This is a genomic window from Spirillospora sp. NBC_01491, from assembly GCF_036227065.1.
Lineage (GTDB): Bacteria > Actinomycetota > Actinomycetes > Streptosporangiales > Streptosporangiaceae > Spirillospora > Spirillospora xylanilytica.
Genome location: NZ_CP109432.1, coordinates 7,195,585 through 7,221,872 on the forward strand (window position 1 = coordinate 7,195,585; position 26,288 = coordinate 7,221,872).

At 74.8% G+C, this 26,288-nt stretch carries 20 protein-coding genes; 15 read left to right on the forward strand and 5 right to left on the reverse strand.

Features of this window, described 5'->3' with window-relative positions; genetic code table 11:
- Positions 1-93 precede the first annotated feature (93 nt).
- The 8 genes from OHA34_RS33475 (at position 94) to OHA34_RS33510 (ending at position 10,202) form a co-directional block, all read left to right on the forward strand.
- Positions 94-1,341: an ABC transporter substrate-binding protein gene (locus tag OHA34_RS33475; RefSeq protein ID WP_329519921.1), complete on the forward strand. Its 1,248-nt coding sequence runs from the start codon at positions 94-96 to the stop codon at positions 1,339-1,341.
- A gap of 28 nt (positions 1,342-1,369) precedes the next feature.
- Entirely contained in the window at positions 1,370-4,138 is a 2,769-nt protein-coding gene (locus tag OHA34_RS33480; RefSeq protein ID WP_329519922.1) for an ABC transporter permease subunit, read from the forward strand.
- Positions 4,135-4,875, forward strand: coding sequence for an ABC transporter ATP-binding protein (locus OHA34_RS33485; protein WP_329519923.1), 741 nt, complete (start codon positions 4,135-4,137; stop codon positions 4,873-4,875). Before OHA34_RS33480 ends, OHA34_RS33485 begins: the two co-directional genes overlap by 4 nt.
- Before the next feature lie 40 nt (positions 4,876-4,915).
- Positions 4,916-5,953 carry a hypothetical protein gene (locus OHA34_RS33490; protein WP_329519924.1) on the forward strand — a complete coding sequence of 346 codons (1,038 nt, stop codon included), beginning with the start codon at positions 4,916-4,918 and terminating at the stop codon, positions 5,951-5,953.
- A 124-nt stretch (positions 5,954-6,077) separates the two neighbouring features.
- Positions 6,078-8,138 carry an ATP-binding protein gene (locus OHA34_RS33495; RefSeq protein ID WP_329519925.1) on the forward strand — a complete coding sequence of 687 codons (2,061 nt, stop codon included), beginning with the start codon at positions 6,078-6,080 and terminating at the stop codon, positions 8,136-8,138.
- Between the two features lie 71 nt (positions 8,139-8,209).
- Positions 8,210-8,851, forward strand: coding sequence for a PaaI family thioesterase (locus tag OHA34_RS33500; protein ID WP_285937317.1), 642 nt, complete (start codon positions 8,210-8,212; stop codon positions 8,849-8,851).
- Positions 8,852-9,025: 174 nt separating this feature from the next.
- Positions 9,026-9,787, forward strand: coding sequence for a GntR family transcriptional regulator (locus tag OHA34_RS33505; RefSeq protein WP_285937316.1), 762 nt, complete (start codon positions 9,026-9,028; stop codon positions 9,785-9,787).
- Positions 9,777-10,202, forward strand: coding sequence for an NUDIX hydrolase (locus OHA34_RS33510; protein ID WP_285937315.1), 426 nt, complete (start codon positions 9,777-9,779; stop codon positions 10,200-10,202). Before OHA34_RS33505 ends, OHA34_RS33510 begins: the two co-directional genes overlap by 11 nt.
- Positions 10,203-10,211: 9 nt before the next feature.
- On the opposite strand, the gene OHA34_RS33515 is transcribed toward OHA34_RS33510, so the two are convergent.
- Complete coding sequence (locus OHA34_RS33515; RefSeq protein ID WP_329519926.1) at positions 10,212-11,000, reverse strand: SDR family oxidoreductase; 789 nt, start codon at positions 10,998-11,000, stop codon at positions 10,212-10,214.
- A gap of 50 nt (positions 11,001-11,050) precedes the next feature.
- On the opposite strand from OHA34_RS33515, the gene OHA34_RS33520 reads away from it, so the two are divergent.
- From OHA34_RS33520 to OHA34_RS33545, 6 genes are all read left to right on the forward strand, one after another.
- Complete coding sequence (locus OHA34_RS33520; protein WP_285937312.1) at positions 11,051-12,169, forward strand: acyl-CoA dehydrogenase family protein; 1,119 nt, start codon at positions 11,051-11,053, stop codon at positions 12,167-12,169.
- Positions 12,166-13,131 carry an acyl-CoA dehydrogenase family protein gene (locus tag OHA34_RS33525; RefSeq protein WP_285937311.1) on the forward strand — a complete coding sequence of 322 codons (966 nt, stop codon included), beginning with the start codon at positions 12,166-12,168 and terminating at the stop codon, positions 13,129-13,131. The genes OHA34_RS33520 and OHA34_RS33525 overlap by 4 nt, the downstream gene beginning before the upstream one ends.
- A gap of 10 nt (positions 13,132-13,141) precedes the next feature.
- Positions 13,142-15,226 (forward strand): hydantoinase/oxoprolinase family protein, encoded by a 2,085-nt coding sequence (locus OHA34_RS33530; RefSeq protein ID WP_329519927.1) that lies wholly within the window; start codon positions 13,142-13,144, stop codon positions 15,224-15,226.
- Positions 15,223-16,986: a hydantoinase B/oxoprolinase family protein gene (locus OHA34_RS33535; protein ID WP_329519928.1), complete on the forward strand. Its 1,764-nt coding sequence runs from the start codon at positions 15,223-15,225 to the stop codon at positions 16,984-16,986. The genes OHA34_RS33530 and OHA34_RS33535 overlap by 4 nt, the downstream gene beginning before the upstream one ends.
- Positions 16,983-17,840 (forward strand): TIGR03619 family F420-dependent LLM class oxidoreductase, encoded by an 858-nt coding sequence (locus tag OHA34_RS33540; RefSeq protein ID WP_285937308.1) that lies wholly within the window; start codon positions 16,983-16,985, stop codon positions 17,838-17,840. Before OHA34_RS33535 ends, OHA34_RS33540 begins: the two co-directional genes overlap by 4 nt.
- A 116-nt stretch (positions 17,841-17,956) precedes the next feature.
- Entirely contained in the window at positions 17,957-19,657 is a 1,701-nt protein-coding gene (locus tag OHA34_RS33545; RefSeq protein WP_285937307.1) for a BCCT family transporter, read from the forward strand.
- Between the two features lie 17 nt (positions 19,658-19,674).
- On the opposite strand, the gene OHA34_RS33550 is transcribed toward OHA34_RS33545, so the two are convergent.
- Positions 19,675-20,259: a TetR/AcrR family transcriptional regulator gene (locus OHA34_RS33550; protein ID WP_285937305.1), complete on the reverse strand. Its 585-nt coding sequence runs from the start codon at positions 20,257-20,259 to the stop codon at positions 19,675-19,677.
- Positions 20,260-20,330: 71 nt separating this feature from the next.
- Between OHA34_RS33550 and OHA34_RS33555 the strand changes: the two genes are divergently transcribed.
- On the forward strand, positions 20,331-21,710 hold the full coding sequence (locus OHA34_RS33555; protein ID WP_285937304.1) for an amidase: 1,380 nt from the start codon (positions 20,331-20,333) through the stop codon (positions 21,708-21,710).
- A 54-nt stretch (positions 21,711-21,764) separates the two neighbouring features.
- Here OHA34_RS33555 and OHA34_RS33560 read toward each other — a convergent pair whose 3' ends face one another.
- The 3 genes from OHA34_RS33560 to OHA34_RS33570 are packed head-to-tail and all read right to left on the reverse strand — an operon-like array spanning position 21,765 to position 26,233.
- A complete protein-coding gene (locus OHA34_RS33560; RefSeq protein WP_329519929.1) occupies positions 21,765-22,526 on the reverse strand; it encodes a glucose 1-dehydrogenase in 762 nt (253 codons plus the stop codon).
- The gene (locus OHA34_RS33565; RefSeq protein ID WP_329519930.1) at positions 22,513-24,636 is read right to left on the reverse strand and encodes an acetate--CoA ligase family protein; all 2,124 of its coding nucleotides are present in this window, start codon (positions 24,634-24,636) and stop codon (positions 22,513-22,515) included. Before OHA34_RS33565 ends, OHA34_RS33560 begins: the two co-directional genes overlap by 14 nt.
- A 25-nt stretch (positions 24,637-24,661) precedes the next feature.
- A complete protein-coding gene (locus tag OHA34_RS33570; protein WP_285937300.1) occupies positions 24,662-26,233 on the reverse strand; it encodes a class I adenylate-forming enzyme family protein in 1,572 nt (523 codons plus the stop codon).
- Positions 26,234-26,288 lie beyond the last annotated feature (55 nt).

Here is a 26,288-nt window from a genome sequence, read left to right on the forward strand (position 1 = left end):
TCCCCGGCGAACTTACCCTCCGGACCAAGCGAGCGCTAGGTCACATCATGTGCCGTCGCCTCGAACGTGCCCGTCAATGTGCCTGGAGGCGCCATGAAGACGTCCACGATGCTGCGGACCGCCGCCCTCGCGGCGGTCGCCACCGTGCTGGGGGCCTGCGCCACCGGCAACGAGGCGTCGGGCGGTGCCGGGACGGCCGGGGTGACCGGCGACTCCATCAAGATCGGCGGGGTGCTCACCGAGACCAGCGCGACCGGCTACTCCACCGGCGGCGCCGAGCTCGGCGCCAAGGCCCGCTTCGACCGGGCCAACGCCGAGGGCGGCGTGCACGGCCGCAAGATCGAGTTCGTCGGCGCCGAGGACGACGGGATGACGCCCGACAAGGGCGCCGCGGCGACCCGGAAGCTGGTGCAGAAGGAGAAGGTCTTCGCGCTCGTGCCGGTCAGCGCGCCGCAGTTCGGCGGCGCCGAGTTCCTGGAGCAGCAGAAGGTGCCGTGGATCGGCTGGGCCACCGGTCCGTTCTGGTGCGGCAAGCAGAGCGCGTTCGGGTTCAACGGCTGCCTGGCCCCCCAGCCGGGCCAGAAGACCCAGACCTGGTGGGGCCACCAGGTCGCCGCGCAGCTCGGCGGGGCCGAGGGCAGGACCGTCTGGATCCAGGCCACCGACTCCACCGCGAGCAAGTACGCCATCTCCACCATGTCCAAGTCGTTCACCGCCGCCGGCTTCGGCATGGCCGGCACCTCGGCCGCGCTGCCCGCGCAGGCGCCCCCGCAGGACTGGTCCCCGTACGTCAACAAGATCATGAAGAGCGGGCCCGGCGGGAGGGCGCCCGACGTGCTGGTCTCGGTGATGGCCGGCGGCAAGTTCAACTCCGGGCTGTACTCGGCGCTGAAGAAGGCCGGCTTCAAGGGCCTGATCACCGACGCGACCTCCTACGACCCGCACGTCCTGCGCGACCCGCAGACCATCGCGGCGCTGGACGGGGTGTTCGCCGCCCCGCAGTTCGAGCCGTACGAGTCCGACATTCCCGAGGTCGCGCAGATGAAGGCCGACCTGGAGAAGGCGGGCGGTGCGGGTGCCGTGCTCGACCTGCACGCCGCCACCGGCTACTGGTCCGCGGAGGTCTTCCTCAAGATGGCGGAGAAGGCGGGCAAGGACCTCACCCGCGAGGCGTTCATGAAGGCCGCCGAGGCGTTCAGCTACCAGAACAAGGGCTTCGGCCGCATCGAGTTCCCGGCCGCCAAGACCGCCTCCAACGGCTGCGGCGCGCTGGTCAAGCTGGAGGGCGGCGCGTTCAAGGTCGCCCAGCACCTCAAGTGCTTTGACAACACCGTCCTCTAGCGGTACCCGGCGCACCTGGAGGTGACCCGTGACCGAACTCCTCGGTTACGTCCTGAGCGGGCTGGTGACCGGCGCGGTCTTCGCGCTGATGGCGTCCGGGCTGACGCTGTCGTACTCGGCCACCGGAGTGTTCAACTTCGCGCACGGCGCCGTCGGGTTCCTGACCGCGCTGATCTTCTTCGAGCTGACCGCGGGCCTCGGCTGGCCGGTGTGGGTGAGCGGGCCGGTCGCGATCGTCCTGGTCGCGCCGCTGCTCGGCTACCTGCTGCACCGGCTGATGTTCCGGGGACTGGCCGCGGCGGGGGAGACCGCGCAGATCGTGGCGACGATCGGCCTGACGATCGCGCTGCCGGCGCTCGGGCTGTGGGCGGTGGACGTGCTGGTCGAGACGTTCGGCGCGGATCTGCCGAAGGTCACCGAGGGCGCGTCGGCGCGCGGGCTCGGGCCGCGGCCGGTGCACACCTGGCATCCGTTCGGCGGGGTGGGCATCGACTCCGACCAGGTGACCACGTTCGCGCTCGCGGTGCTGGCGGCGGGGACGCTGTGGGCGGTCATGCGGCAAACCCCGCTCGGCCTGCGGATGCGCGCGACCGTCGACCGGCGAGGGCTGGCCGCGCTGCGCGGGGTGGACGCCGACGCGGCCTCGGCGCAGGCGTGGATCCTGAGCTCCACGCTGGCGGGGCTGGCCGGGGTGCTGGCGGTGCCCGCGCTCGGCCTGGACTCCAACGCCTTCACCGTGCTGCTGTTCGCCTCGGCGACGGCGGCGGTGTTCGGGCGGTTGCAGTCGATCCCGGTGACGTTCGCGGCGGGCCTGGCGCTCGGCGTCGTGCAGAACCTGGTCGCCGGCTACGCCGACTTCGCCGAGAAGGTGACCGGATTCCGCACGGCGGTCCCGGCGATCCTGCTGCTCGGCGGGCTGCTGGTGCTGGGCCGGGCCAGGGGGCGGACGGCCGGGTCCATCGCCGAGGACGCTCCACCGCCCGACTACCTCGCCGACCTGCCGCGCTGGCGGCGCGCGCTGCCGTGGAGCCTGTCGGTCGCGGCGCTGCTGGTGTGGACGTTCGCGCTGGGCGACGACTACTGGGTGGGGCTCGTCGCGCAGGGGCTGGTGCTGGCGCTGATCTTCTGCTCGTTCGTCGTGGTGACCGGCATCGGCGGGATGGTGAACCTGGCGCAGGCGTCGTTCGCGGCCCTGGCCGCGCTGTCGGCCGGGCTGGCGTTCAGCAAGGGGCTGCCCTTCCCGCTCGCGGTGCTGATCGGGGTGCTGGCGGCCGTCGCGGCCGGGATCCTGGTGGCGCTGCCCGCGCTGCGCCTGGGCGGCCGGGTGCTGGCACTGGCGACGCTGGCGCTGGCGCTGCTGGCCGACCAGGTGCTGTTCCAGATCGACGCGTTCAGCAACGGGACCGTCGGCTGGAAGCTCCCCGCGTTCTCCCTCGGCTTCGCCGACACCAACGACCCGCGCGTCCGGGTGGTCCTCCTCCTGGCCGTCATCGGCCTGGTCGCGCTCCTGATCCGCAACCTGGAACGCTCCGCGTCCGGACGCGCCATCCTCGCCGTCCGCTCCGCGCCCGCCGCCGCGCAGTCGATCGGCATCTCCGGCACCCGCGCGAAGATCACGCTGTTCGCGCTGGCGTCCGGGATCGCCGGGCTCGGCGGCGTGCTGTACGCGACGTTCAACGGGCAGATCACCGCGACCGACCTGCCCGCGCTGACCGGGTTCGTCTGGCTGGCCGTGGTGGTGCTCCAGGGCGTGCGGCGGATCGGCGGGGCGGTGCTGGGCGGGCTGATCACGGCGCTGTCCCCGGAGGTGCTGTCCAAGATCACCGATTCGCAGTACGTGGGGCTGATCCTCTTCGGGCTGGGCGGGATGGTCCTCGCCCGGCACCCGGACGGGATCCTCGCCCAGTTCGCCGAGCGCCGCTACCGGCGCCGCAAGAGGCAGGAACGGCTCACCGAGGCGAAGGCCGTCGCCGTCGCCGTCGCGCGCAGTGGGACGGGACCGGCAACCGCCGCCGAGCCGGTCCCGGCCGGGACCGGCGGCGTCGCCGGTCCCGTGCTGCGGCTCGAGGGCGTCGTGGCCGGCTACGGCGACGCGACCGTGCTCCGCGGCGTCGACCTGGAGGTCCCGGCGGGGAAGGTCGTCGCGCTGCTCGGCGCGAACGGCGTGGGCAAGTCCACCGCGTGCGCGGTGGCGGGCGGGACGCTGGCCCCGACCGCCGGGCGCGTCCTGCTGGACGGGACCGACGTCACCGCCTGGCCCGCCCACCGCAGGGCCCGCCAGGGCGTCTACCTCGCGCCCGAGGGACGCGGGGTGTTCCCGGCGCTGACCGTCGAGGAGAACCTCACGGTCTGGCTGCCGTCCGCCGCCGACCGGGCGCGGGTGTACGAGCGGCTGCCGAAGCTCGCCGGACGTCGCACGGTCGCCGCGGGCGCGCTGTCGGGCGGCGAGCAGCAGATCCTGGCGCTGGCCCCGGCGCTGGTCCGGCCGCCCCGGGTGCTGGTCGCCGACGAGCCGTCGCTCGGGCTGGCGCCGCTGGTGGTCGAGCAGGTCTTCGAGCTGTTCGGCGAGCTGCGCGACCGCGGCGTCGCGCTGCTGGTGGTGGAGGAGAAGGCGAGCGAGGTCCTCGCGCTGGCCGACACCGTCGCGTTCATGCGGCTCGGCCGGATCTCCTGGGCGGGCGACCGCGCGGAGGTCGACGAGGACCGGCTGACCGCGGCCTACCTCGGGATCGGGACGGCGGGCGGCGGGCGGCCCCTCGCCCCGGAGGGCGCGGGCGGGATGGAGGGAGACCGGTGATCGGAATCGAGGACGTCAGCGTCCGGTTCGGCGGCGTGCACGCGCTCAGCGGGGTGAGCTTCACGGTCGCGGAGGGCCAGACCTGCGGGGTGATCGGGCCGAACGGGGCCGGCAAGACCACCCTGTTCGACGTGGTGACCGGGCTCCGCCGGCCCACGTCTGGCGCGGTGCGGCTGCGCGGCGAGGACGTGACGTCGACCGGGGCGGTGCAGCGGTCCCGGCTGGGGGTGCGGCGGACGTTCCAGCGGCCCCAGGTGTTCGGACGGCTGACCGTCCTGGACAACGTGCTCGCCGCCGTCGAGTGGCGCGGCGGGGGCGGCGGGCTGGCCGCCGACCTCGTCGGCCGGCGTGCCCGCCGCCGCCTGGAGGGCGAGCGCCGCGACCGCGCCGCCGAGGTGCTGGAGCGGTGCGGCATCGGCGCCCTGGCCTCCGACTACGCCGCCGACCTGCCCATCGGGCAGCGGCGGATGGTGGAGCTGGCCCGCGCCATCGCCGACGACCCCTCGGTCCTGCTCCTGGACGAGCCCACCTCCGGGCTCGACGCCGACCAGGCCGCGCTCTTCGCCACCGTCATCGGCGCCCTCGAGGCCACCGTCCTGCTGGTCGAGCACGATGTGGGCTTCGTCATGGCGGCCTGCGAACGGATCGTCGTGCTGGACCTCGGCACGGTCATCGCCGACGGCGACCCGGCCGGGATCCGGGCGGACGCCGCGGTCCGCGCGGCCTATCTCGGCTGAGGCCGCCGAACGGGCGAAAGGTGCGCTACGGTCACCGCTCATGCGCGAAGACGAGGAGCCGGGCGGGACGGGGGAGGGCGCCGCGAGGGGCCGGACGAATCCCTACCCCCTCCCCGGGCAGGACTGGGACCGGCCGGACGATTCCGGCAAGTCCCGGCCGCCGGGGTCGGGCTCCTCCTCCGGAGCGTCCGATTCCGCCCCGCCGTCCGGCTTCTCCCCGCCGTCCGGCTTCGCCAAGCCGCCCGACTTTAAGAAGGTGCCCGCCTTCCCCGGGCCGGCCCCCGAGGACGACGCGCCCTCCTCGTCCGCGCGCGTCCTCCTCGACGGCGGGACGCGCCGCCGCCGCCGGGGCCCGGCCGTGTACGTCCCGTTCGCGCTCGTGCTGCTGGTCGTGCTGGTGGTGGCCGGGCGGCAGCTCGCCGGTTTCTTCGCCGACTCCGGCGACGTCGCCGGGAACCTGCGGCACGACGTCCCGACCGCCACGCCGAAGCCCCAGCCGCCCGAGCCGGTCAGCACCGTCCTGCCGCGGGTGAAGGGCTGGAAGGCGGTGAGCAGCGGGAAGTACGGGCTCACCTACGACGTCCCGGGATCGTGGCGGGTCAAGAGCCCCGACCTGCTCATCGGGTTCGAGGACGCGGGCGGCAAGCCGACGGCGGCGATGAGCGCCACCGCCGTGTTCCGCGAAGGGTACTGCGGCGAGCCCGCCGAGCGGGCCGCCTCCGGCTTCAACCAGTACGTCGACGGCGTGCCCGCCCAGGTGGCCGGGCACGCGGCCCGCACGTGGGCGGCGGGCGCCTACGCGCGCGAGGGCGCCCTGGCGCCCGCGGTGTCGCTGGCGCCCGCCGAGACCGTGCGGGTGGGCCGGGTCAACGCCGTGCACGTCCGCGCGGACGTGCTGGTCAAGGCGCCCGGCGGATGCGTCCCGCCGCGCGCGGTGGTGCACGCCCTCGCGGTCCCGGCGACGGGGACCGCCGCCGGCAAGACCACCGTGTTCGTCCTGTTCTCCGATCAGGGCGTCGGGGACGCGGCGTCCCCGCGCGACCTGAAGAGGATCGTCGGCAGCGTCCGCCCGAGCTGACCGCCGTCCCGCGGTCCCCGTCCGGACAGATTCGCGAATCGGTGAAATTCTCTGGCGTACCCGGTGACCGGACCCATACTTGGAGGCACGGGGGCAGTGCCGGGTACGGGTGAGAGGCGAGACGATGGACCGTGCGTGGCGGCCCCAGGACGAGCTGCCCGAGGAGGCGACGGCGTTCGTCGGGCGGACCCGCGAGCTCGGCGCGGTGCGCGCCGCGTTCGAGCGGGCGCGGCTGGTCACGCTGACCGGCCCCGGCGGGGTGGGCAAGACCCGCATCGCGATGCGGTCCGCGCGCGAGCTGGCGGGCGATCACCCCGACGGCGTGTGCATGGTCGAGCTGTCCGGGGTGCGGGACGGCGCGCTCCTCGCCGACACGGTCGCGATGTCGATGGGCATGCGCGACTCGATGGCGGTCCCCACCATCGACCTGCTGGTCGAGTGCCTGCGCGCGCGGCGCTGCCTGCTGATCCTGGACACCTGCGAGCACCTGGTGGCCGACTGCGCCGCGTTCGCCATGACGGTGCTGCGCGCCTGCCCGGGCGTGCGGGTGCTGGTGACCAGCAGGCAGCCGCTCGACCTGCCGGGCGAGCAGGTGCTGGCGGTGCCGCCGCTGGAGGTGACCCGGTCGGGCGGCGAGGCGGTCGAGCTGTTCGCCGCCCGCGCCCGCGACGCGCTGCCCGGGTTCACCCTCACCGCCGCCAACCGCGACGTGGTCGTGCTGCTGTGCGGCCGGCTCGACGGGATCCCGCTCGCGATCGAGCTGGCGGCGGTGCGGCTGCGGACGCTGTCGCCGGAAGGGCTGCTGAAGCGGCTCGACGACCGGTTCTGGCTGCTCGGCGACGGGCCGTCCGAGACCGTCCGGCACCAGACCCTGCGCACCGCGATCGGCTGGAGCCACGAGCTGTGCACCCCGCCCGAGCGGCTGCTGTGGGCGCGGCTCTCGGTGTTCGCGGGCGGCTTCGACCGGGCCATGGCCGAGGAGGTCTGCGCCGACTCGCGGCTGGACCGGGAGGCGGTGGCCGAGTGCCTGGCCGGGCTCGCCGGCAAGTCGATCGTGCAGCGCGCCGCCGACGGCCGCCACCTCATGCTCGACACACTCCGCGAGTACGGCGCGGCGTGGCTGAACGAGGTGGAGCCCGTCCAGCCGCTGCGCGCCCGGCACCGCGACTGCCTGGCGCGGCTGGCCGGGCGGGCCGCCGCGGCCTGGCTGACCGACGACCAGGACCGGTGGCTGCGGCGGCTGGACGCCGAGCGCGACAACGTCCGGGCGGCGCTGGAGTTCTGCTTCACCGTCCCGGGCGAGGAACGAGCCGGGCTGCGGCTCGCGGCCTCGCTGTGGAGCGGCTGGCTGTGCCGGTCGCGCTTCACCGAGGGGCGCTACTGGCTGGACCGGGGGCTCGCCGCGGTCACCGGCCCGTTCCCCGAACGGGCCGACGCGCTCTGGCGCAGCGCCTACCTGCGCACCAACCAGGGCGAGTCGCCGCGGGCGATGCCGCTGGCCGACGAGGCGCTCAGGCTCGCCGGACGGCGCGGCGACGACATCGGCTGCGGGCGGGCGCTGCGCACCCTCGGCACCGCCGCCACGTTCATGGGCGACGCCGGGCGGGCCGGGCGGTGCTTCGATGAGGCGCTCGGCATCCTGCTGGTCCGCGGCCCGCGCGAGGACCTGATCATGCTCCGGATGCTGCGCGGCTTCCACCGGGCCAAGTCCGGCGCGTCCGAGGCCGCGCTGGCCGAGTGCGACGAGGCGCTGCGGCTGCTGGAGGACGCGCCGGCCGAGGTCTGGGCCCGTTCCTGGATCGCCTACGTCAAGGCGCTCGCGCACTGGTTCCTCGATGACGTCGACGGGTGCGCGCGGGAGCTGCGGACCGTCCTGGCCGGGTTCCGGCGGGTCCAGGACCTGGTGGGGCTGACCAACGGGTTCGAGCTGCTCGGCTGGGTCTACGCGCGGCAGCGCCGCTACGCCGACGGCGCGGTCCTGCTCGGCGCGGCGGCCCGGTTCCCCGCCCAGGTCGGGGTGCCGAGGCTCGGCGACCCGGCGCTGGAGGACCTGCACCGCGAGCTGGAGGGGCGGGCGCGCGAGGCCCTCGGACCCGACCGCTTCGCCGAGCACTTCGAGCGGGGCATGGCGCTGACGGTCGACGAGACCGTCGGCTTCGCCCGCGACGATCCGCGCGCCCCCTGACCCCGCCGTCGGCCGCGTCCCGTCCGGCCTTCTAGAATCATGTTCGGACATGGTGCGGCTGGGGAGGCTGGATGAGCGGGGCGGAAGCGGCGATGCAGCGCGCGATGGTGGCGCGGGAGCCGCACGCGATGGACGAGGACCAGGTGGCGGTGCTCGCGGGCCTCGCGGCCAGGGTCCGCGAGCTGATCGAGGCCGTGGTCCTCACCGGGGCCCCGAAGGAGGAGGTCGCCGACGTCTCCGCCGAGGTCGCGCTGCTCACCGCCCGGCTGTCGGCCGTCCGCCGGGACGCGCCGCCGATCGCCGAGCTCGGCGCCAACGGCCTGGTCAGGCAGCTCGCCGGCCCGGTCGGCGGCCCCCTCAACCCGGTCGCGCCGCCGGTCGACATCCAGATCCTGCCCGACGGCACCGCCCGCGCCGAGTTCACGCTGAGCGCCGTCTACGAGGGCCCGCCGTCCTTCGTCCACGGCGGCGTGTCGGCGCTGGTGCTCGACCAGGTCCTCGGCGTCGCCGCGGCGGCGAACGGGACGCCCGGGATGACCGCGACGCTCGAGCTGCGCTACCGCCGCCCCACCCCGTACGGCGCCCGGCTCACCGTCGAGGCCAAGGCCGTCCGGGCCGAGGGCCGCAAGACCTTCGTGGACGGGCGCGTCATCGGGCCCGACGGCCGCACCACGGTCGAGGCCACCGCGATGTTCGTCATCCCCGCCGGCTGAACCGGAGCCGCCAGCGAGACGAGTGGACCCGTCAAGTGAACAGTCGCCGGGTGCTGAGGTCTGCCGGGGCGCCCTCACCGACGACGGCCCCTACGTGTTTCCAGACTGCTCCGGACAGGGCGCCGGATGCGCGCCGCTATGGTCGACACAGGGGGCATCGGCCAAGGGGGAAAGATGGGCTTGGAGCGGCCCAGGGCGCGCTATCGCCAGGTCGCGGACGATCTGCGCGCGGCGATCGTCCGCGGTGAGTTCGGCCCCGGAGACGCCCTGCCCAGCCAGCCCGAACTGGCACGCAGGCACGGGCTGAACCAGACCTCGATCAATCGTGCGATCACGCTGCTGGAGGCCGAGGGACTGATCCGGACCGAGCACGGGCGCGGATCGTTCGTCCTTGAGAAGGCGATGGTCAAGCGCGTCCGGCGCATCCCCGCGCGAGGCGATGGTGCGGGCAGCAGCTTCGCCGAGGAGATGAGGAGCGCCGGCCTCAGCCCGCGCACCGAGCTGGTCCAGGTGGAGGCCGTCGGCGCGACGGAAGGCGTCGCCGGGCTGCTCGGCGTCCCGGCCGGTGAACAGGTGCTGGTCCGCAGGCGGCACATGTTCGCCGACGAGCGTCCGGTGCAGATGGCGGCGTCCTACATTCCACTGTCCAAGGCGGGCAGCGTCGATCTCGCCCTGCCCGACACCGGCCCTGCGGGGATCTATCGGCGGCTCGCGGAGCGCGGCCACCAGGTGGTCCGTTTCGTGGAGGAGACCGAGGCGCGGCGCCCGCTCACCGAGGAGATGGACTTTCTGCGCATCAGCCGCGCCCAGTACGTGCTCGAGGTGCAGCGGCTCGCCCTGGGCGAGGGTGACGAGCCGCTGGAGGTCGCGCTCAACGTGTTCCCGAGCCATCTGTGGAGGCTGTCGTACGAGTGGGCGGCGGGCGATGAGGGCTGAGCCGCCGTTGCACTCGGTGAGTGTCACCGGGGTCGTGGTGCGGACGGACGGACGTGTCCTGGCCATCAGGCGTTCGGACGACGGCCGATGGGTGCCGCCGGGCGGGGTGCTCGAGCTCGACGAGCGGCCGGAGGTGGGGGTCGTTCGTGAGGTGCTGGAGGAGACGGGTGTCACGGTCGCGTCCGAGGTGCTCACCGGTGTCTACAAGAACATGGTGCTGGGCGTGGTGACGCTGGCCTTCCGCTGCCGTGTGGTCGAGGGCGGCGGGCATGCGACCCCGGAGGCCGCGGAGGTCGCCTGGCTCACGGTGGACGAGGCGGTGGAGCGGATGCCGGAAGCGCGGGGCGTGCGGGTCGTGGACGCCTTCGCGGGCGGGCCGTTCGTGCGGGTGCACGACGGCGATCGGCTGCTCTGAGGCGGCGCGTCAGGTGAAGTGCTGGCCGGCGTTGACGTCGATGGTGGCGCCGGTCGTGGCCTTGGCGTGGTCGGAGGCCAGGTGGATCACCGCGCGGGCCACGTCCTCCTCGGTGGCGATGCGGCGGAGGGCCATGGCGCCGACGTCGCGGGCGAGGACGTCCTCGTGGGGGACGCCTTCGGCGGCGGCCCGGGTGCGCATCCAGTCCTCCAGGACGTCGCTGGCGATCCAGCCCGGGGCGACGCAGTTGACGCGCACGCCGGACGGGCCGAGCTCGTCGGCGAGGCAGTGCGAGAGCAGGTGCACGCCGGCCTTGCCCGCGGCGTAGTCGCTGCGGCCCGCGTAGCCGGCGCGGCTCGACATCGAGGTCAGGTTGACGATCGAGCCGCCCCCCGCGGCCACCATGTGCGGCGCGAAGTGGCGGCACGACAGCAGGGTGCCGAAGGTGGCGGTCTCGACGGTCCGGCGCCACTGCTCCAGGTAGGCGGCGTCCATGTCCAGGACGTTCCTGCGGTGGGTGCCGGGGAACGCGGCGTTGACGAGCACGTCGACGCGGCCGAAGCGGTCGATGACGGCGGCGGCGAGGTCGCGCACCTGGTCGGGGTCGGAGACGTCGGTCGGGACGGGCAGCGCGGCGCGGTTCTCGGCCCGTACCCGGCCCGCGGTGTCGTCCAGGGTGGCGGCGCTGCGGGCGGCGACGGCCACGTCGGCGCCCTCGCGGGCCATGAGGACGGCGAGCGTGCGGCCGAGGCCGGGGCCCGCGCCGGTGATGACCGCGACCTTGCCCTTCAGCATCATGGGCGCTAGCGTACCAAGCGGTCGCTAGGTTGGTTATCTTCGGAGGTCGTGTGGATCTCACCTTCTCCCCGCGCCGGGAGGCGTTCCGTGCCGAGGTGCGCGGGTGGCTCGCCGCGAACGCGCCCGGCCCGCTGCCCTCGATGGACACCGCCGAGGGCTTCGACCGGCACCGGGACTGGGAACGGGCCCTCGCCGCGGCCCGGCTGTCGGCGGTGTCGTGGCCCGAGGAGCACGGCGGGCGCGGCGCCGACCTGATCGACTGGCTGATCTTCGAGGAGGAGTACTGGGCCGCGGGTGCGCCCGGACGGGTGAGCCAGAACGGGATCTTCCTCCTCGCGCCGACGCTGATGGCCTACGGCACCGATGGGCAGAAGGCCCGGCACCTGCCCCGGATGGCCCGCGCGGACGACGTCTGGGCGCAGGCGTGGTCGGAGCCCGAGGCCGGCAGCGACCTCGCGGCCCTGCGCGCGACCGCGACCCCCGACGGCGACGGCTGGCGGCTGAACGGGCAGAAGACCTGGAGCTCCCGGGCCGTGTACGCCGACTGGTGCTTCGGCCTGTTCCGCACCGATCCCGAGTCCGAACGGCACCGCGGCCTCACCTACTTCATGCTCCCGCTGGACAGCGCGGGCGTCACCGTCCGGCCGATCGCGCAGCTCGACGGCGAGCACGGCTTCGCCGAGATCTTCTTCGACGACGTCCGCGTGCCCGCGGACGGCGTGCTCGGCGGCGTCGGACAGGGCTGGAAGGTCGCGATGGCCACCACCAGCTCCGAGCGCGGCCTGACGCTGCGCAGCCCGGGACGGTTCATGGCCACGGCCGACCGCCTGCTGGAGCTGGCCCGCGGCAGCGGCGACCAGACCCTGCGGGACGCGGCCGTCCAGGCGTGGACCGACAGCGAGGCCTACCGGCTGCACACCTTCGCCGCCGCCGCCCGCCTGGCCGAGGGCGCCCAGCTCGGCGCCGGGTCCAGCCTGATGAAGGTCTTCTGGTCCGAACTGGACCTGCGCATGCACGAGCTGGCCCTGGAGCTCCTCGGCCCCCGCGCGCCCGCGTCCGGGCCGTGGCTGGACGGGTTCCTGTTCGCGCTCGCCGGGCCCATCTACGCGGGGACGAACGAGATCCAGCGCAACATCATCGCCGAACGCGTCCTGGGGCTGCCACGATGAGGTTCTCCTTCACCGAAGACCAGCGGCTGCTGGCCGAGGCCGTCCGCGAGGTGCTCGGCAAGTCCTGCCCGCCCGAGAGCGTCCGGGCCGCCGGCGACGGGTCGGCCCGTCCCGGACCGGCGTGGCGGGCGCTCGCCGACATCGGGCTGCTCGGCGCGCACGTCGCGGAGCAGCACGGCGGGCTCGGCCTGACCCCGCTCGACACCGTCCTGGCCTACGAGGAGACCGGCTGGTCCGCGGTGCCCGGCCCGCTGGTCGAGACGGCGGTCGTCGGGCCGCTGTCGGTCCCGTCCGGGCGGCTGGCGTCGATCGCGGACGGGACGCTGGTGGTGTCGGCGCGTCCCGCGGACACCCCCTACCTCCCGGACGCCGACCTCGCCGACGTGATCGTGGCGGGCTCGACCGCCGTCCCGAAGGAGGACGTCACGCTGACCGCCCACGGCTCCGTGGACGCGACGCGGCGGCTGTTCACCGACGGCCTGACCGCCACCGCCGACGCGCCCGCCGCGTTCGACCGGGCCGCGGTCGCCACCGCCGCCCAGCTCCTCGGGCTCGGCCGGCGGCTGCGGGACGAGACCGTCGGATACGCCGGGCAGCGGCGCCAGTTCGGCACGGTCATCGGCTCGTTCCAGGCGGTCAAGCACCAGCTCGCCGATGTGGCGATCGGCCTGGAGTTCGCCGCGCCGCTCGTCCACCGCGCCGCCTACTCCCTCGCGCACGAGGCGCCGTCGGCGTCCCGGGACGTGTCGGCCGCCAAGAACGCGGCGGGACGCGCCGCGCACCGCGCCGCCCGCACCGCACTCCAGGTGCACGGCGCGATCGGGTACACGGGCGAGCTCGACCTCCAGCTCTGGCTCAACCGGGTGTTCGCGCTGCGCGCGGCCTGGGGCGGCGACGGGTTCCACCGGGCCCGGCTGAGGGCCGACCTGCTGGAGCGGACCCCGCTTCCCCGCCTGCCCTGAGGAGGACCGGATGAGCATCACCCTCGCCAGCGACGTGGGCGGGACCTTCACCGACGTGGTCCTCACCGGTGCCGACGGCCGGGTCCGGGTCGCCAAGACGCTCACCACCCCGGGCGACCCGACCGACGGGCTGCTGCGCGGCGTCGAGCAGGTCCTGGCCGAGTCCGGGACGGCGCCGGGCGACGTCGGGCGGTTCGTGCACGCCACCACCCTCGCCACCAACGTGATCCTGGAACGCACCGGCGTCCCCGTCGCGTTCGTCACCACCGAGGGGTTCGGGTCGATGCTCGCGCTCGGGCGGCGGGCCCGGGTGGAGGAGGAGCGGTACGACCTGGCCTACGAGCAGCCCGACCCGCCCGTCCCGCCCGGCCACTGCTTCACCGTGCCCGGACGGATCGCCGCCGACGGCACGGTGCTGCGCCCGCTGGACGAGGAGGCCGCCGGCCGGGTCGCGGACGGGATCGCCGCACTCGGCGTCTCCGCCGTCGCGATCTGCCTGCTGCACTCCTACGCCAACGCCGAGCACGAGGACCGCCTCGCCGGGATCGTCGCGGCCCGGCTCCCGTCAGGCGTCCCGGTGGTGACCTCGTCGTCGGTGTGGCCCGAGCTCGGCGAGTACGAGCGGGCCACCACCACGCTGATGTCGGCCTACGTCGGCCCGGTCATGGCCGCCTACCTGCGCCGGCTCGGCGAGCGGCTGCGCGGCCTCGGTGTGACCGCGCCGGTGCACGTGATGGAGTCGGCCGGCGGCGTGCTGCCCGCCGAGCTGGCCGCGTCCCGCGCCGTCTACACCATCGAGTCGGGTCCGGCCGCCGGGGTGATCGCCGCCGCCCGGCAGGGCGAGCGGCGCGGGCTGGCCGACCTGATCTCCTTCGACATGGGCGGCACCACCGCCAAGGCCGGGCTGGTCCGCGGCGGCCGGCCGGGGATCACGCACGAGTTCCAGGTCGGCGGCAAGGGCAGCTTCGGCGGGCGCCGCCCCGGCACCGGGGTGCCGATCAAGGTGCCCGCGATCGACCTGGCCGAGGTCGGCGCCGGCGGCGGCTCCATCGCCTGGGTGGACGCGGGGACGCTCCGCCTCGGGCCGCGCTCGGCGGGCGCCGACCCCGGACCCGCCTGCTACGGGCGCGGCGGAGAGCTCCCGACCGTCACCGACGCCGACCTCGTGCTCGGCTACCTCGACCCGGACGGCTTCGGCGAGTTCCGACTGTCGGCGGACCTGGCCCGCGCCGCGATCGAACACCACGTCGCCGGCCCGCTCGGCGTCGGCGCGGTGGACGCGGCGGCGGCGATCCACGACATCGCCAACGCGCAGATGGGCGCGGCCGTGCACGTGGTGACCGTCCGGCGCGGCATCGACCCGCGCGGCTTCACCCTGGTCGCGCTCGGCGGCGCCGCGCCCACGCACGCCGCGCGGCTGGCCGAGCGGTTCGGCATCGCGCGGGTCCTGGTCCCGCCGCAGGCCGGGGTGGGATCGGCGGTCGGGCTGCTGCACGCCGATCTCGCGATCGAGCGGGCCCGCACGTTCCTCGCCCCGGCCGCCGCGCTCGTGTCGTGCTCGGCCGCCCGCGACGCCCTCGGCGAGCTGACCCGGATGCTGGACGGCCTCGAACGCGCGGCGCTGGCCGACCTCGGGGTGGACGGCGGGGCGGTGACCACCCGGTCGGTCGGGGTGCGGTTCATCGGGCAGGCGCACGCGTTCACGGTCGACCTGCCCGCCGGGCCGGTCACCCCCGAGACGGTGCAGCGCGCCACCGGGGAGTTCTACAAGCGCTACCACGAGTCGTACGGCATCGACCTGCGCGACCCGGTGGAGTTCACCACCGCGCGCGTCCGCGTCGTCCTGCCGTCCTACGCGGACGTGCCCCGGGGACCCGGGCGCGCGCAGCCCGCCGGGCCGCCCGGGACGCGGCGGATGTGGCTGGACGGGGAGTTCCGCGACGTGCCGGTGCGGACCCGCGAGAGCTGCCCGGTTGGGGAGGACCTCGTCGGCCCGTGCGTCGTCACCGAACCGCAGTGCTCGCTGCTCATCCCGCCCGGCTGGCACGGCACCGTGGACGCCGAGGGCGCACTTCTTCTCGAAGGAGCGGCATGACCCGTCCGGCGGCCCCCGGCCCCCCTTCCGACCTGACCGCCGAGATCCTCCGCAACGCGCTGTGCGTGGCGGCGGAGGAGGCGAGCATCGTCGTCGTCCGGTCGGCGTACTCGACGTTCATCGTGGAGGGCGCCGACGCCGCCGCCGCGATCCTCGACGCGCGCGGCCGGCTGGTGGCGCACTCGCTGTCGACCGCGCTGATCCAGTGCACCAGCCTGCGCAGCGCCCTGCCGTACGTGCTCAGGGCGTACCCGCCCGAGACGATGGCGCCCGGCGACGTGTTCGTCCTCAACGACGTCTACCAGGGCGGCATCCACGCCAACGACCTGCTGGTCTTCCGCCCGGTGTTCCTGGGCGGCGCCCCCGCGTACTACACCGGGACGCTCATCCACGTCGCGGACCTGTCCGGCCTGTCTGCGGGCGGCATGGCCTCCGACGCGACCGACATCTTCCTGGAGGGCGTGCAGCTCCCGCCCGTCCGCATCGCCACCGCGGACGGGCTCGCCGGCGACCTCGTCCGGGTGCTGGCCGCCAACAGCCGCACGCCGGACAAGCTCGTCGGGGACCTGCGGGCGCTCATCGCCGGGACGAACGTGGCGGCGCGGCGGCTGGAGGAGATCGCCGAAGCCGACACCCCCGCCGGTCTCGCGGCCGGGATCGAGGACTACCTCGCCCACACCGAGCGGCGCATGCGCGCCGGCCTCGCCGCGCTCCCCGGGGGCACGCACGGCGGCGAGTACCGCCTGGACGACGGGCACCTCGTCCGCGTCGCGGTCACGGTGGACGGCTCGGGCGGCGTCGTGGTCGACTTCGCCGGCACCGACGAGCAGGTCCCGCTGCCGGTCAACTCGGGGTTCTCCCAGACGCACGGCGGCGTGATGTACGCGCTGCGCTGCTTCGTCGACCCGAGCCTGCCGATGAACGAGGGGTGCTTCACGCCCGTCGACGTCCGGATGCCGCCCGGCACCCTGGTGCACTGCACGCCCCCGTTCCCCGGCGGCGGCCGGTTCGGCACGGTCGCGGCGGCCGAGGAGGCCATCTTCGCCGCCCTCACCCGCGGCGGCGCCCACGATGAGGCGGGGGGTCGTCCCCCCTCGGGAGGGCATGACGAGGGGGTCTCGGGGGGTGCGGGGGGTCGTCCCCCCTCGGGCGGGCATGACGAGGCGGTCTCGGGGGGTGCGGGGGGTCGTCTCCCCTCGGGAGGGCAGGGCGTGGCGGCGTCGGGGATCCTCCAGGCGTTCAGCATCAGCGGGGTGCGGCGGCCGTGGCTGCACATGTCGTTCGACCTCGGCGGGATGGGCGCCCGCGACGCCCGCGACGGGCCGGACGCGACCGGCGCGCTGTTCGGCGGCGGGCGCAACATCATCCCGCAGGCCGAGCCGATCGAGGCGCGGCTCCCGGTCCGGGTCGAGGAGGTCTCCCTGATCCCCGATTCGGGCGGGCGGGGACGGCGGCGCGGCGGGCTCGGCACCCGCACCGTGATCCGCATGCTGGAGGACGCGCGGGTCGACACCCGCGGCGACCGGCTGCTGCGGCCTCCGCCGGGCGCGGCCGGGGGCGGGCCCGGACGCGCCGGCGGCTACTACCGCGAACGGGCCGACGGCGTCCGCGAGCCGCTCGGCACCAAGGCGACCCGGCTGCCTCTCGCCGAGGGGGAGGCGCTGGTGGTCGAGACGTCCGGGGGCGGCGGCTACGGCCTCCCCGAGGAACGCGACCCCGAGGACGCGCGGCGCGACCGGGCGGACGGGAGGACCACGTGAAGTTCGGAGTTCCGCTCGGGCTCGTCCACCCGGGGATCTGGCGGGAGCTGGCGGTCGACGCCGACCGGCTCGGATTCGAGTCGGTGTGGCTGCCCGAGCACCTGGTGTTCGCGACCGACCTGTCCACCGCGACGTACCCGGGGACCGAGGAGCCGGGCATCCGGCCCGGGACGCCCCTGTTCGACGCGCCCGCCTACCTGTGCGCGCTCGCCGCCGTCACCGGGCGGGTCCGGCTCGGCACCGCCGTGTACCTGTTCGGGCTGCGGCACCCGTTCGTGGCCGCGCGCGCCTTCGCGACCCTGGACCACGTCTCCGGCGGGCGCGCCATCGCGGGCGTCGGGGCGGGCTGGTACGAGGGGGAGTGGCTCGCCGCCGGCGTCGACTTCGCCTCCCGGGGCCGCCGCCTCGACGAGGCGATCGCGGTCGCGCGGCGGCTGTGGACCGAGGAGGCGGTCGAGCACCACGGCGACCACTTCGACTTCCCCGAGGTCGCGTTCGAGCCCAAGCCGGTGCAGTCGCGCCTGCCGATCGTGGCCGGCGGCGAGTCCCGCGCGGCGCTGCGCCGGGCGGCGAGGCTGTGCGACGGCTGGATCAGCATGCCGCAGACGCTGGACCGGGTCCGCCCGCGGCTGGAGCTGCTGCGCGCCCTGCGGGAGGAGGCGGGCCGCGCGGACGAGCCGTTCGAGGTCACCGTGCACGCCTACGAGCTGTCCGGGCCGGACGAGGTCGCCGAGTGGGAGCGGCTCGGCGTGGACCGGCTGATCGTCCGGCCGTGGCGGCGCACCCGCGAGGCCGCCGGGCGCCTCGCCGCGTTCGCCGCCGAGTATGGCCTGGACGGCGCGGCCGTCCGGTGAACGGCCTTGACCTCTGCCGCCGCCGGTGCTCGCGCACCCCCTGAGCAGGCGGTCCGCGTCCCCGCGAGTCCGCCCGGGAATGATCGTTCGGCGCGGATCGGGGTAGGTCGTGGACCATGGCGGACGAACACGCACGGCCGGACGCGCCCGACCGACCCCCGGGCGGGCTGGAGGCAGCCGCGCCGCCGCCCCGTACCGACTTCGTCGTGTTCGGCGTCACGGCCGTGCTGATCCTGGCGTTCATCGTATGGGGCGGCGTCGCCACCGACTCGCTCGAGGACGTGTCCACCTCCATGCTGCGCGGCACCATGCACAACGCCGGGTGGGCGTTCGTGCTGGCCGCGTCCGGCTTCGTGGTCTTCGCGCTGTGGTTGGCCTTCAGCCGCTACGGGCGGATCACCCTCGGGACCGAGGGTGAGGAGCCGGAGTTCCGCACCGTCTCCTGGGTCGCGATGATGTTCAGCGCCGGGATGGGCATCGGGCTGATGTTCTACGGGGTGAACGAGCCGCTCGCCCACTTCGCCGACCCGCCGCCTGGCACCCACCCGGCCACCGCGCCGGCGCAGGAACGGGTCGGCACCGCGATGGCGACCACGCTCTTCCACTGGACGCTGCACCCGTGGTCGATCTACGCGGTGGTCGGCCTCGCCATCGCCTACAGCTGCTTCCGGCGCGGCCGGCGGCAGACGATCAGCGCGGTGTTCACCCCGCTCATCGGCGAGCGACACGCGCGCGGCGCGGTCGGGAAGGTCATCGACATCCTGGCCATCTTCGCCACCCTGTTCGGCTCGGCCGCCTCGCTCGGCCTCGGCGCGCTCCAGATCGGCAGCGGCGTCGAGGAGGTCGGCTGGCTGTCGGGGGTCAGCACCGGCCTGCTGGTGACGGTCATCGCGGTGCTGACGGCCGCCTTCGTCGCCTCGGCCGTCTCGGGCATCGACCGTGGCATCCAGTGGCTGTCCAACATCAACATGGTGCTGGCCCTGTTACTGCTGCTGTTCGTCTTCGTGCTCGGCCCGACCGTCCAGATCCTGGACCTGCTGCCCACCTCCATTGGCTCCTTCATCGGTGAGCTGCCTCAGATGGTCGCGCGCACCGAGGCCACCGCGGGCGCCAACATCGACGCCTGGCTGGCGCAGTGGACCGTCTTCTACTGGGCCTGGTGGATCTCCTGGAGCCCCTTCGTCGGGATGTTCATCGCCCGGATCAGCCGTGGCCGGACCATCCGGCAGTTCGTCGGCGGCGTGATCCTGGTGCCGAGCGCCGTCAGCCTGGTCTGGTTCGCGGTCTTCGGCGGCACCGCGACGAGCCTGGAGGCCGGCGGCGCCGGCCTCACCAAGGAGGCGACCCCGGAGGGCCAACTGTTCGCCGTCCTGAACGAGTATCCGCTGGCGGGCGTCGCCACCCTCCTGGTGATGCTCCTGGTCGGCATCTTCTTCGTGTCCGGCGCCGACGCCGCCTCGATCGTGATGGGCACCCTGTCACAGCACGGCACCCTGGAGCCGCGCCGCGGCGTGGTGGTCGTCTGGGGCGTCCTGACCGGCGCGGTCGGGGCCATCATGCTGCTGATCGGCGGCGGCGGTGACAGCGCGCTCACCGGTCTCCAGAACCTCACCATCCTGGTCGCCGTCCCGTTCATGCTGGTGATGCTGGGCATGTGCGTAGCCCTGATGCGCGACCTGCGCCGCGATCCGCTGATCCTGCGCGGCGAGCGCGGCGTGGAGGCCGTGGAGACCGCGGTCAAGACCGGGCACGAACTCTACGACGGCGACTTCGAGCTCGGCGTCGTCCGCGGCGGGGGCGACCGGCCGACCTCTTGAGGGGGCGTTCGGCCCCGTTACGCCGCCGTCGGGCCGGGAGCCGGTCGGGGGAGGGCGCCGCGGAGGAGGAGGCGGACGGCGTCGGCGGTGCCGGCGGCGGAGGTGTCGCCGGTGGCGAGGCGGCGGACGGCCAGGCCGTAGAGCATCGCGACGACGGCGGGGGCGTTGGTCTCGGGGTCGGGGATGCCGAGCGCGGTGAGGACGGCGGTCGCGAGGCGGTCGTAGGCGTCGACCGACTGGACGGAGGTGGCGCGGACCTCGGGGTCGCGGGCGGCGTGCAGGTGCAGTTCGAGGTTGGCGATCTGCTCGGGGCCGTGCGCGAAGCGGGCGATGGCCTTCTCGACCTCGTCGGCCAGCCGGTCGGGGTCGAGGTCGGCGCTGCGGAGCTCGGTGACGTGCGCGGTGACGCGGGCGATCTCGGCGTCGACGAAGTTCTGGAGGGCCTCGCGGAGCAGGGCGCTCTGGCTCGGGAAGTGGTAGGTGAGCGAGCCGAGCGAGACGCCGGCCGCGCGGGCGACGGCGCGGTTGGTCACGGCGCCGATGCCCTGCTCGCCGATCAGGCGGAGGGCGGCGTGCAGGATCCGGTCGCGTGCTGGGTTCATCGTGCTCCAGTGTTCCCTATTCCGGCCGGTTGCTCTATCGTTCGTTCGAACGAACGATAGGGGTGGTCCGAGTGGATCTGGGGCTCGCGGAGCAGGCCGGGCTGCTGGCGCGGGGGGAGGTGTCGTCCAGGGAGCTGGTCGAGGGGTCGCTGGCGCGGATCGCGGAGGGCGCCTCGCTCGGGGCCTTCCGGGTGGTGCGGGCGGAGGCGGCGCTGGCCGAGGCCGTCCAAGCCGACAAGCGGCTGGCCGAGGACGAGCGGCTGCCGCTGCTGGGCGTGCCGGTGGCGATCAAGGACGACACCGACCTGGCCGGGGAGACGACGCCGTTCGCGGTGGCCGGCGAGCACCGTCCGGTGGCGCGGGACGCCGAGCTGGTGCGCCGGCTGCGGGCGGCCGGGGCGGTCATCGTGGGGAAGACGACCACCTGCGAGCTGGGGCTGTGGCCGTTCAGCGAGTCGCCGGAGTACGGATGGGCGCGCAATCCGTGGAATCCCGCGTACACGCCGGGCGGGTCGTCGGGCGGGTCGGCGGCGGCGGTCGCGGCGGGTATGGTCGCGGCGGCGGTCGGGTCGGACGGGGCGGGCTCGGTGCGCATCCCGGCGGCGTGGACGGGCCTGGTCGGGATCAAGCCGCAGCGGGGACGGGTCTCGGGGTTCCCGCAGCGCGACCCGTTCAACGGGATCACGGTGTGGGGGCCGCTGGCGCGGAACGTCGGGGACGCCGCGCTGCTCCTGGACGTGCTGACCGGGAGCCATCCCGAGGACGCCTACCGGCTCGATCCGCCCGTCACGCCGTTCGCGGAGGCGGCGCGGCGGGAGCCGGGGCGGCTGCGGATCGCGGTGTCGTTCACGACCGCCTTCGGGGTGAGCGGGAGGCTCGATCCGCAGATCCGGACGGCGGTCGAGCGGCTGGCGCGGCGGCTGACGTCGCTGGGGCACAAGGTGTTCCCGGCGGATCCGGACTACGGGCTGGTCGCGCTCGGGCTCGTCCCGCGCGGCACGGCGGGCGTGGCCGACTGGTTGGACTCGCTGCCGAGCCCCCGTCCGGAGCGGCGCACCGAGGTGGAGGCGCGGATCGGGCGGCTGGTCGGCAAGCGGCTGCTGCCGCTGGCCAGGCGGATGGATCCGGGGCTGCGGAAGCGGGTCGGACGGATCTTCCAGATCGCCGACGTGGTGCTGACGCCCACCACGGCGCAGTTGCCCTTGAAGGTCGGCGCGTTCGAGGGGGCCGGTTACCAGCGGACGCAGTCGGGCGTGGCCGCGGCCTGCCCCTACGCGTGGACGTGGAACGTCCTCGGGTGGCCGGGGGTGAACGTGCCCGCCGGGTTCAGCCGGTCCGGGCTGCCGATCGGCGCGCAGCTGCTCGGGCACGACTCGGACGAGGCCACGCTGATCTCCCTGGCCGCGCAGCTCGAGGCGGTCGAGGGGTGGGCCGCGCTGCGGCCCGGCTGACCGGCGGGCCGCCGGCGCGGGGGTCCATCCGGCGCCGGCGGCCCGCCCTCCGCGTCAGTAGCCCGAGCCGGTGACCAGGCCGCCGTCGACCAGCACCTCGCTGCCCGTGCAGTAGCTGGAGTCGTCGGAGGCCAGGTAGACGACCAGGCCGGTGACCTCGCGGGTGCTGCCGAGGCGGCGCAGCGGGAGGCCCTCGATGAGGGCGTCGGCGCGGTCGGCGGTCGCCTGGACGACGTCGTCCTGCATCGACATCGAGGTGATGATGCCGCCCGGGTGGATGGAGTTGACCCGGATGGCGTGCTGCCCGAGCTCGCGCGCGGCGGCCTTGGTCAGCCCGCGCACCCCGAACTTGCTGGCGCTGTAGGCGGCCAGGCCGGCGGCGCCGATGAACCCCTCGGTGGAGGAGACGTTGACGATCGAGCCGCCGCCCGCCTCGCGCAGCGCCGCGGTCACCGACTTGATCCCGAGCCACTGGCCGAGCAGGTTGACGTCCAGGACCTGCCGGAACTCGGCGACCGGCATCTCCTCGATCGTCTTGTGCCGCATGATCCCGGCGTTGTTGACCAGCACGTGCAGCGCGCCGAACGCCTCCACGGCGGTGCCGACCGCCGTCTCCCAGTCGGCCGGCTCGGTGACGTCCATCCGCACGTAGCGGACGGCGTCGCCGAGCTCGGCGGCGAGCTTGCCGCCCTCCTCCTCCAGGACGTCGCCGAAGACGACGCTGGCGCCCTCGGCCACGAAGCGCCGCACATGGGCCTTGCCCATGCCGCGCGCACCTCCGGTGATCAGTGCGACCTTGCCGTCAAGCTGTCCCATGAACGCTCCTCGACGCGTGGTTCTTCACGGCTGCCACCGCCACGGCGGCGGCCTCCATGGTGCGGTACACCGGGATCCGGGCTTCCCGCGCGATCTCCCGTACGGCGTCCTCCACTCCGGGCGGGGCGCACTCGGCGTTCCGGAGCACCAGGGTGATCCGGGTGCCGGGCAGCTCCGCCTGGAGCGCGCCGACGCCGCGGGTGTAGGCCAGCAGCGGGTCGGCGCTGGTCCCGAAGGTGAAGAAGCTCTGCGCGTTGACGTGCGCGATGACGTCGGCGAACCGGCGTTCGGCCAGGATCGCGGTCACGGCCCGCCCGACCAGGCCGGGGTCGGCGCGCGGGCCGACCGGGACCTCCAGCGGGTTGGCGAGCGAGCTGCCCGCGCCGAGGCCGAGCGCGCGCAGCGCGTCGCGGGCCGGGTCCGGCAGTGCGGCCAGGTCGAGCCCGGCGCCGTCGAAGACGTCGGCGGCCAGGACGCTGGCGCCGCCGCTCGGCCCGATCACCAGGATCTCGGGGCTGCCGGGCGCGGCGCGGGCGCCGTGCAGGTCGAACGCGTCGAGCACGCCGATCAGGTCGTCCTGGCCGGTGACCAGGGTGATCCCGGCCTGCGCGGCGAGCGCCGACCAGATCCGGGCGTCGCCGACCATGCCGCCGGTGTGCGAGGCGGCGGCGGCGCGGCCCTGGCCGCTGCGCCCGCCGATGAGCGCGACGACCGGTTTGGCCACGCCGCGCAGCGCCTCGAACAGGCCGCGCCCGTCGCGCGGGTCCTCCAGGTAGAGGCCGATGGCACTGGTCGTGTCGTCGGCAGCGAGGTGGCCGAGCAGGTCGGCGGGGGTGACGTCGGCGCTGTTGCCGACGGTGGCGACCTTGGCGAAGGCCAGGCCGCGCCGCTCGCCGACCTTGACGACCTCGCCGGCCAGGCCGCCGCTCTGCGAGACCACCGAGATCCCGCCGGGCCGCCCGGGGATGCCGCCGAGGAAGGTCTGGCCGCCGGCGGGGGCGTAGACGCCCATGCAGTTGGGGCCGAGCAGCCGCACGCCGGCCTCGCGCGCGGCGGCGAGCAGCTCGTCCTCCAGCTCGGGACGGCCCATCTCGCGGAACCCGCCGCTCATCACCTGGACGAACGGGATCCCGGCCGCCTCCCGCACCACCTCCGGGCAGCGGGCGGCGGGGACGGCGACGAGTGCGTAGTCGACGTCCGGGCCCGCCTCGGCGAGCGAGGGCGCGCAGGGCACGCCGTCGATCTCGCTCGCGGTGGGGTGGACGGCGACCAGGCGGCCCTTGAATCCGGCGGCCTGGTAGAAGCCGAGGAACATGTTCCCGAAGTTGGGCTTCTTGGTGGACGCCCCGACGACCGCGATGCCGCGCGGCGCGAACAGCCGCGCGAAGTCGCCCGCCGCGGGCGGGCCCGCGGGCGGCGCGGGGGCGGGCGCGATGGCGGTCGGGTCCACCGGGACGGAGGTGATGAGGCGGGCGTCGACGGCCACCGCGCCGTCCGGGCCGCAGATCACCGGGTTGAGCTCGAACTCGGTGAGCCGGTCGCCGAGCGTCTCGGCGACTCCGCCCGCGCCGCCGACCGCGAGCAGCACCTCGACCAGGGCCTCGATGTCGACCGCGGGCCGGCCCCGGAGGCCGTCCAGCAGGGCCCGGCCGCGCAGCTCCTCCAGCATGGCGCGGGCGTCGGACTCGGTGACCGGGCACAGCCGCAGCGCCGTGTCGCGCAGCACCTCGGTCCACACCCCGCCGAGCCCGGCGAGCAGCACCGGGCCGAACGCGGGGTCGCGGACGGCGCCCACGATGACCTCGACGCCCGCCGCCGACTGCTCCTCGACCAGGAAGCCCGCGGGCTCGATCCCGGCCGCGGTGAGGGCGTCCAGCATCTCGGCCGCCGCGCCGGCGGCGGCGCGGGCCGAGCCGAGCCCGAGCCGGACGGCCCCGGCGTCGCTCTTGTGCAGCAGCCCCGGGCCGTACGCCTTCACCACGAGCGGCGGGGCCAGGTCCTGCGCGGCGGCTTCGAGCGCCTCCGGGGCGGGGGCGGTCGCGCCTCGCGGCACGCCGACCCCGAACCCGGAGATCCACGCTTTGACGACATGCTCAGGGAGGGGGCTCATCGACGTCCTCGGAAGAAGGGGCAGGTCACACGCGGTCGGCGTAGGCGTCGCGGATGCCGCGGCGCAGCAGCTTGCCGGGGCCGCCGGACGCGTCCTGGGTGTGCGGCAGCTCATCGGTCACCACGACCACGTCCGGGACCTGGTGCGCGGGGAGCCGTTCGGCGAGGGCCGCCCTGACGGCCTCCCCGTCGAGGGAGGCGCCGGCGCGCGCCACCACCGCCGCGAGGATCCTCTGCTCGACCGCGTCCTTGCCCTCGGGGTGCGCGGGGACCCCGACCACCCCGGCCTCCGCGACGCCCTCGACCCCGGTCACGGCCTCCTCGATCTGCACCGGCTGCGACCACTGCCCGCCCTTGAGGATGGAGTCCTCGCGGCGGCCGAGCACGTACACGAACCCGGCCTCGTCCATGCGGCCGAGGTCGCCGCCCACGTACCAGCCGTCGCGCAGCACCTCGGCGGTCTTGTCCGGCTGCTTGTCGTAGCCGGCCATCACGCTCGGCCCGTTGAGGTTGATCTCGCCGACCTCGCCGACGACGCGGACGCCGTTCGGGTCGGTGATCCGCACCGCGCACGACATCCGTGCCTGGCCGACCGACGCGATGTCCTGGCTGCCGTCGTCCTGCCGGCCGAAGCAGGTGTAGGGCGCCTCGGTCTGCCCGTAGTAGCTGTAGATCGCCGCGCCCGGGATCCGCTGCATGATCCGCTCGCGCAGCCCGGGGAGCAGCGGCTCGCCGCCGAGGACGATCGCCTTGAGCGACGACAGGTCGGCGTCCCGGTGCTCGTCGGAGCCGAGCAGGGCGGCGAAGAAGCTCGGGATCAGGCTGACGTGGGTGACCCGCTCCCTCGGCACGACCTTGAGGAAGTTGGCCGGCCCCCAGTCCTGCTCCAGGACGAGCGTCATCCCGGCGTAGAACGAGGGGCCGACCAGGGCGGGGAAGCCGATGCCCCAGATGATCGCGCCGGTGCCCATCACCGACGCGCGGTCCCGGTCCACGTCCAGCCACATCTGCGCCAGCGAGAGCGAACCGAAGTGGGTGTGCATGACCGCCTTCGGCAGCCCGGTCGTGCCCGAGGTGTAGAAGAGCGCGAGCAGGTCATCGCCGAACCCGCCGAGCGGCGGCTCGGCCTCGCTCGCGCCCTCGGCGAGCGCGTCGACGTCGACGGTGTCGCCGGAGCCGCCGCCGACCCGCAGCCACAGCTTCACGTTCGGCAGCTCGGGCCGGATCGCCTCGACCAGCGCCGCGACCGTCTCGTCGTAGACGAACGCGGTGCACTCGGAGTGCTCGACGACCTGCCGCAGCGTGTCGGCCGGCCAGTAGGGGTTGAGCGCGGCGACGGTCGAGCCGATCTTCATCTGCGCGAGGTAGACCTCGGCGACGTGCAGCGTCTCGTTCATCAGCGAGGCCACCCGGTCGCCCGGCGCGACCCCGGCCGCGAGCAGTGCGTGCGCGACCCGGTTGACCTTCCGGTTGAGCTGGTCGTAGGTGAAGCTCTGGTCGCCGCAGTAGGTCAGCGCCACCTTGTCTGGCGTGCGCAGCGCGTTCGCGGTGAGGATCGCGTAGGCGTAGTTGCTGAACGGGCTGTTCTCTCGCGCCACGGCTCGGCTCCTTCTGCTCCGACGGGGGTGGGGGTTGGGGCGGGGGGCGTGGTGC

Coding starts and splice junctions, on each gene's coding strand:
- OHA34_RS33475 (WP_329519921.1), top strand. CDS start 94: ATGAAGACGTCCACGATGCTGCGGACCGCCGCCCTCGCGGCGGTCGCC.
- OHA34_RS33490 (WP_329519924.1), top strand. CDS start 4,916: ATGCGCGAAGACGAGGAGCCGGGCGGGACGGGGGAGGGCGCCGCGAGG.
- OHA34_RS33495 (WP_329519925.1), top strand. CDS start 6,078: ATGGACCGTGCGTGGCGGCCCCAGGACGAGCTGCCCGAGGAGGCGACG.
- OHA34_RS33500 (WP_285937317.1), top strand. CDS start 8,210: ATGAGCGGGGCGGAAGCGGCGATGCAGCGCGCGATGGTGGCGCGGGAG.
- OHA34_RS33505 (WP_285937316.1), top strand. CDS start 9,026: ATGGGCTTGGAGCGGCCCAGGGCGCGCTATCGCCAGGTCGCGGACGAT.
- OHA34_RS33510 (WP_285937315.1), top strand. CDS start 9,777: ATGAGGGCTGAGCCGCCGTTGCACTCGGTGAGTGTCACCGGGGTCGTG.
- OHA34_RS33515 (WP_329519926.1), bottom strand. CDS start 11,000: ATGATGCTGAAGGGCAAGGTCGCGGTCATCACCGGCGCGGGCCCCGGC.
- OHA34_RS33525 (WP_285937311.1), top strand. CDS start 12,166: ATGAGGTTCTCCTTCACCGAAGACCAGCGGCTGCTGGCCGAGGCCGTC.
- OHA34_RS33530 (WP_329519927.1), top strand. CDS start 13,142: ATGAGCATCACCCTCGCCAGCGACGTGGGCGGGACCTTCACCGACGTG.
- OHA34_RS33535 (WP_329519928.1), top strand. CDS start 15,223: ATGACCCGTCCGGCGGCCCCCGGCCCCCCTTCCGACCTGACCGCCGAG.
- OHA34_RS33545 (WP_285937307.1), top strand. CDS start 17,957: ATGGCGGACGAACACGCACGGCCGGACGCGCCCGACCGACCCCCGGGC.
- OHA34_RS33550 (WP_285937305.1), bottom strand. CDS start 20,259: ATGAACCCAGCACGCGACCGGATCCTGCACGCCGCCCTCCGCCTGATC.
- OHA34_RS33560 (WP_329519929.1), bottom strand. CDS start 22,526: ATGGGACAGCTTGACGGCAAGGTCGCACTGATCACCGGAGGTGCGCGC.
- OHA34_RS33565 (WP_329519930.1), bottom strand. CDS start 24,636: ATGAGCCCCCTCCCTGAGCATGTCGTCAAAGCGTGGATCTCCGGGTTC.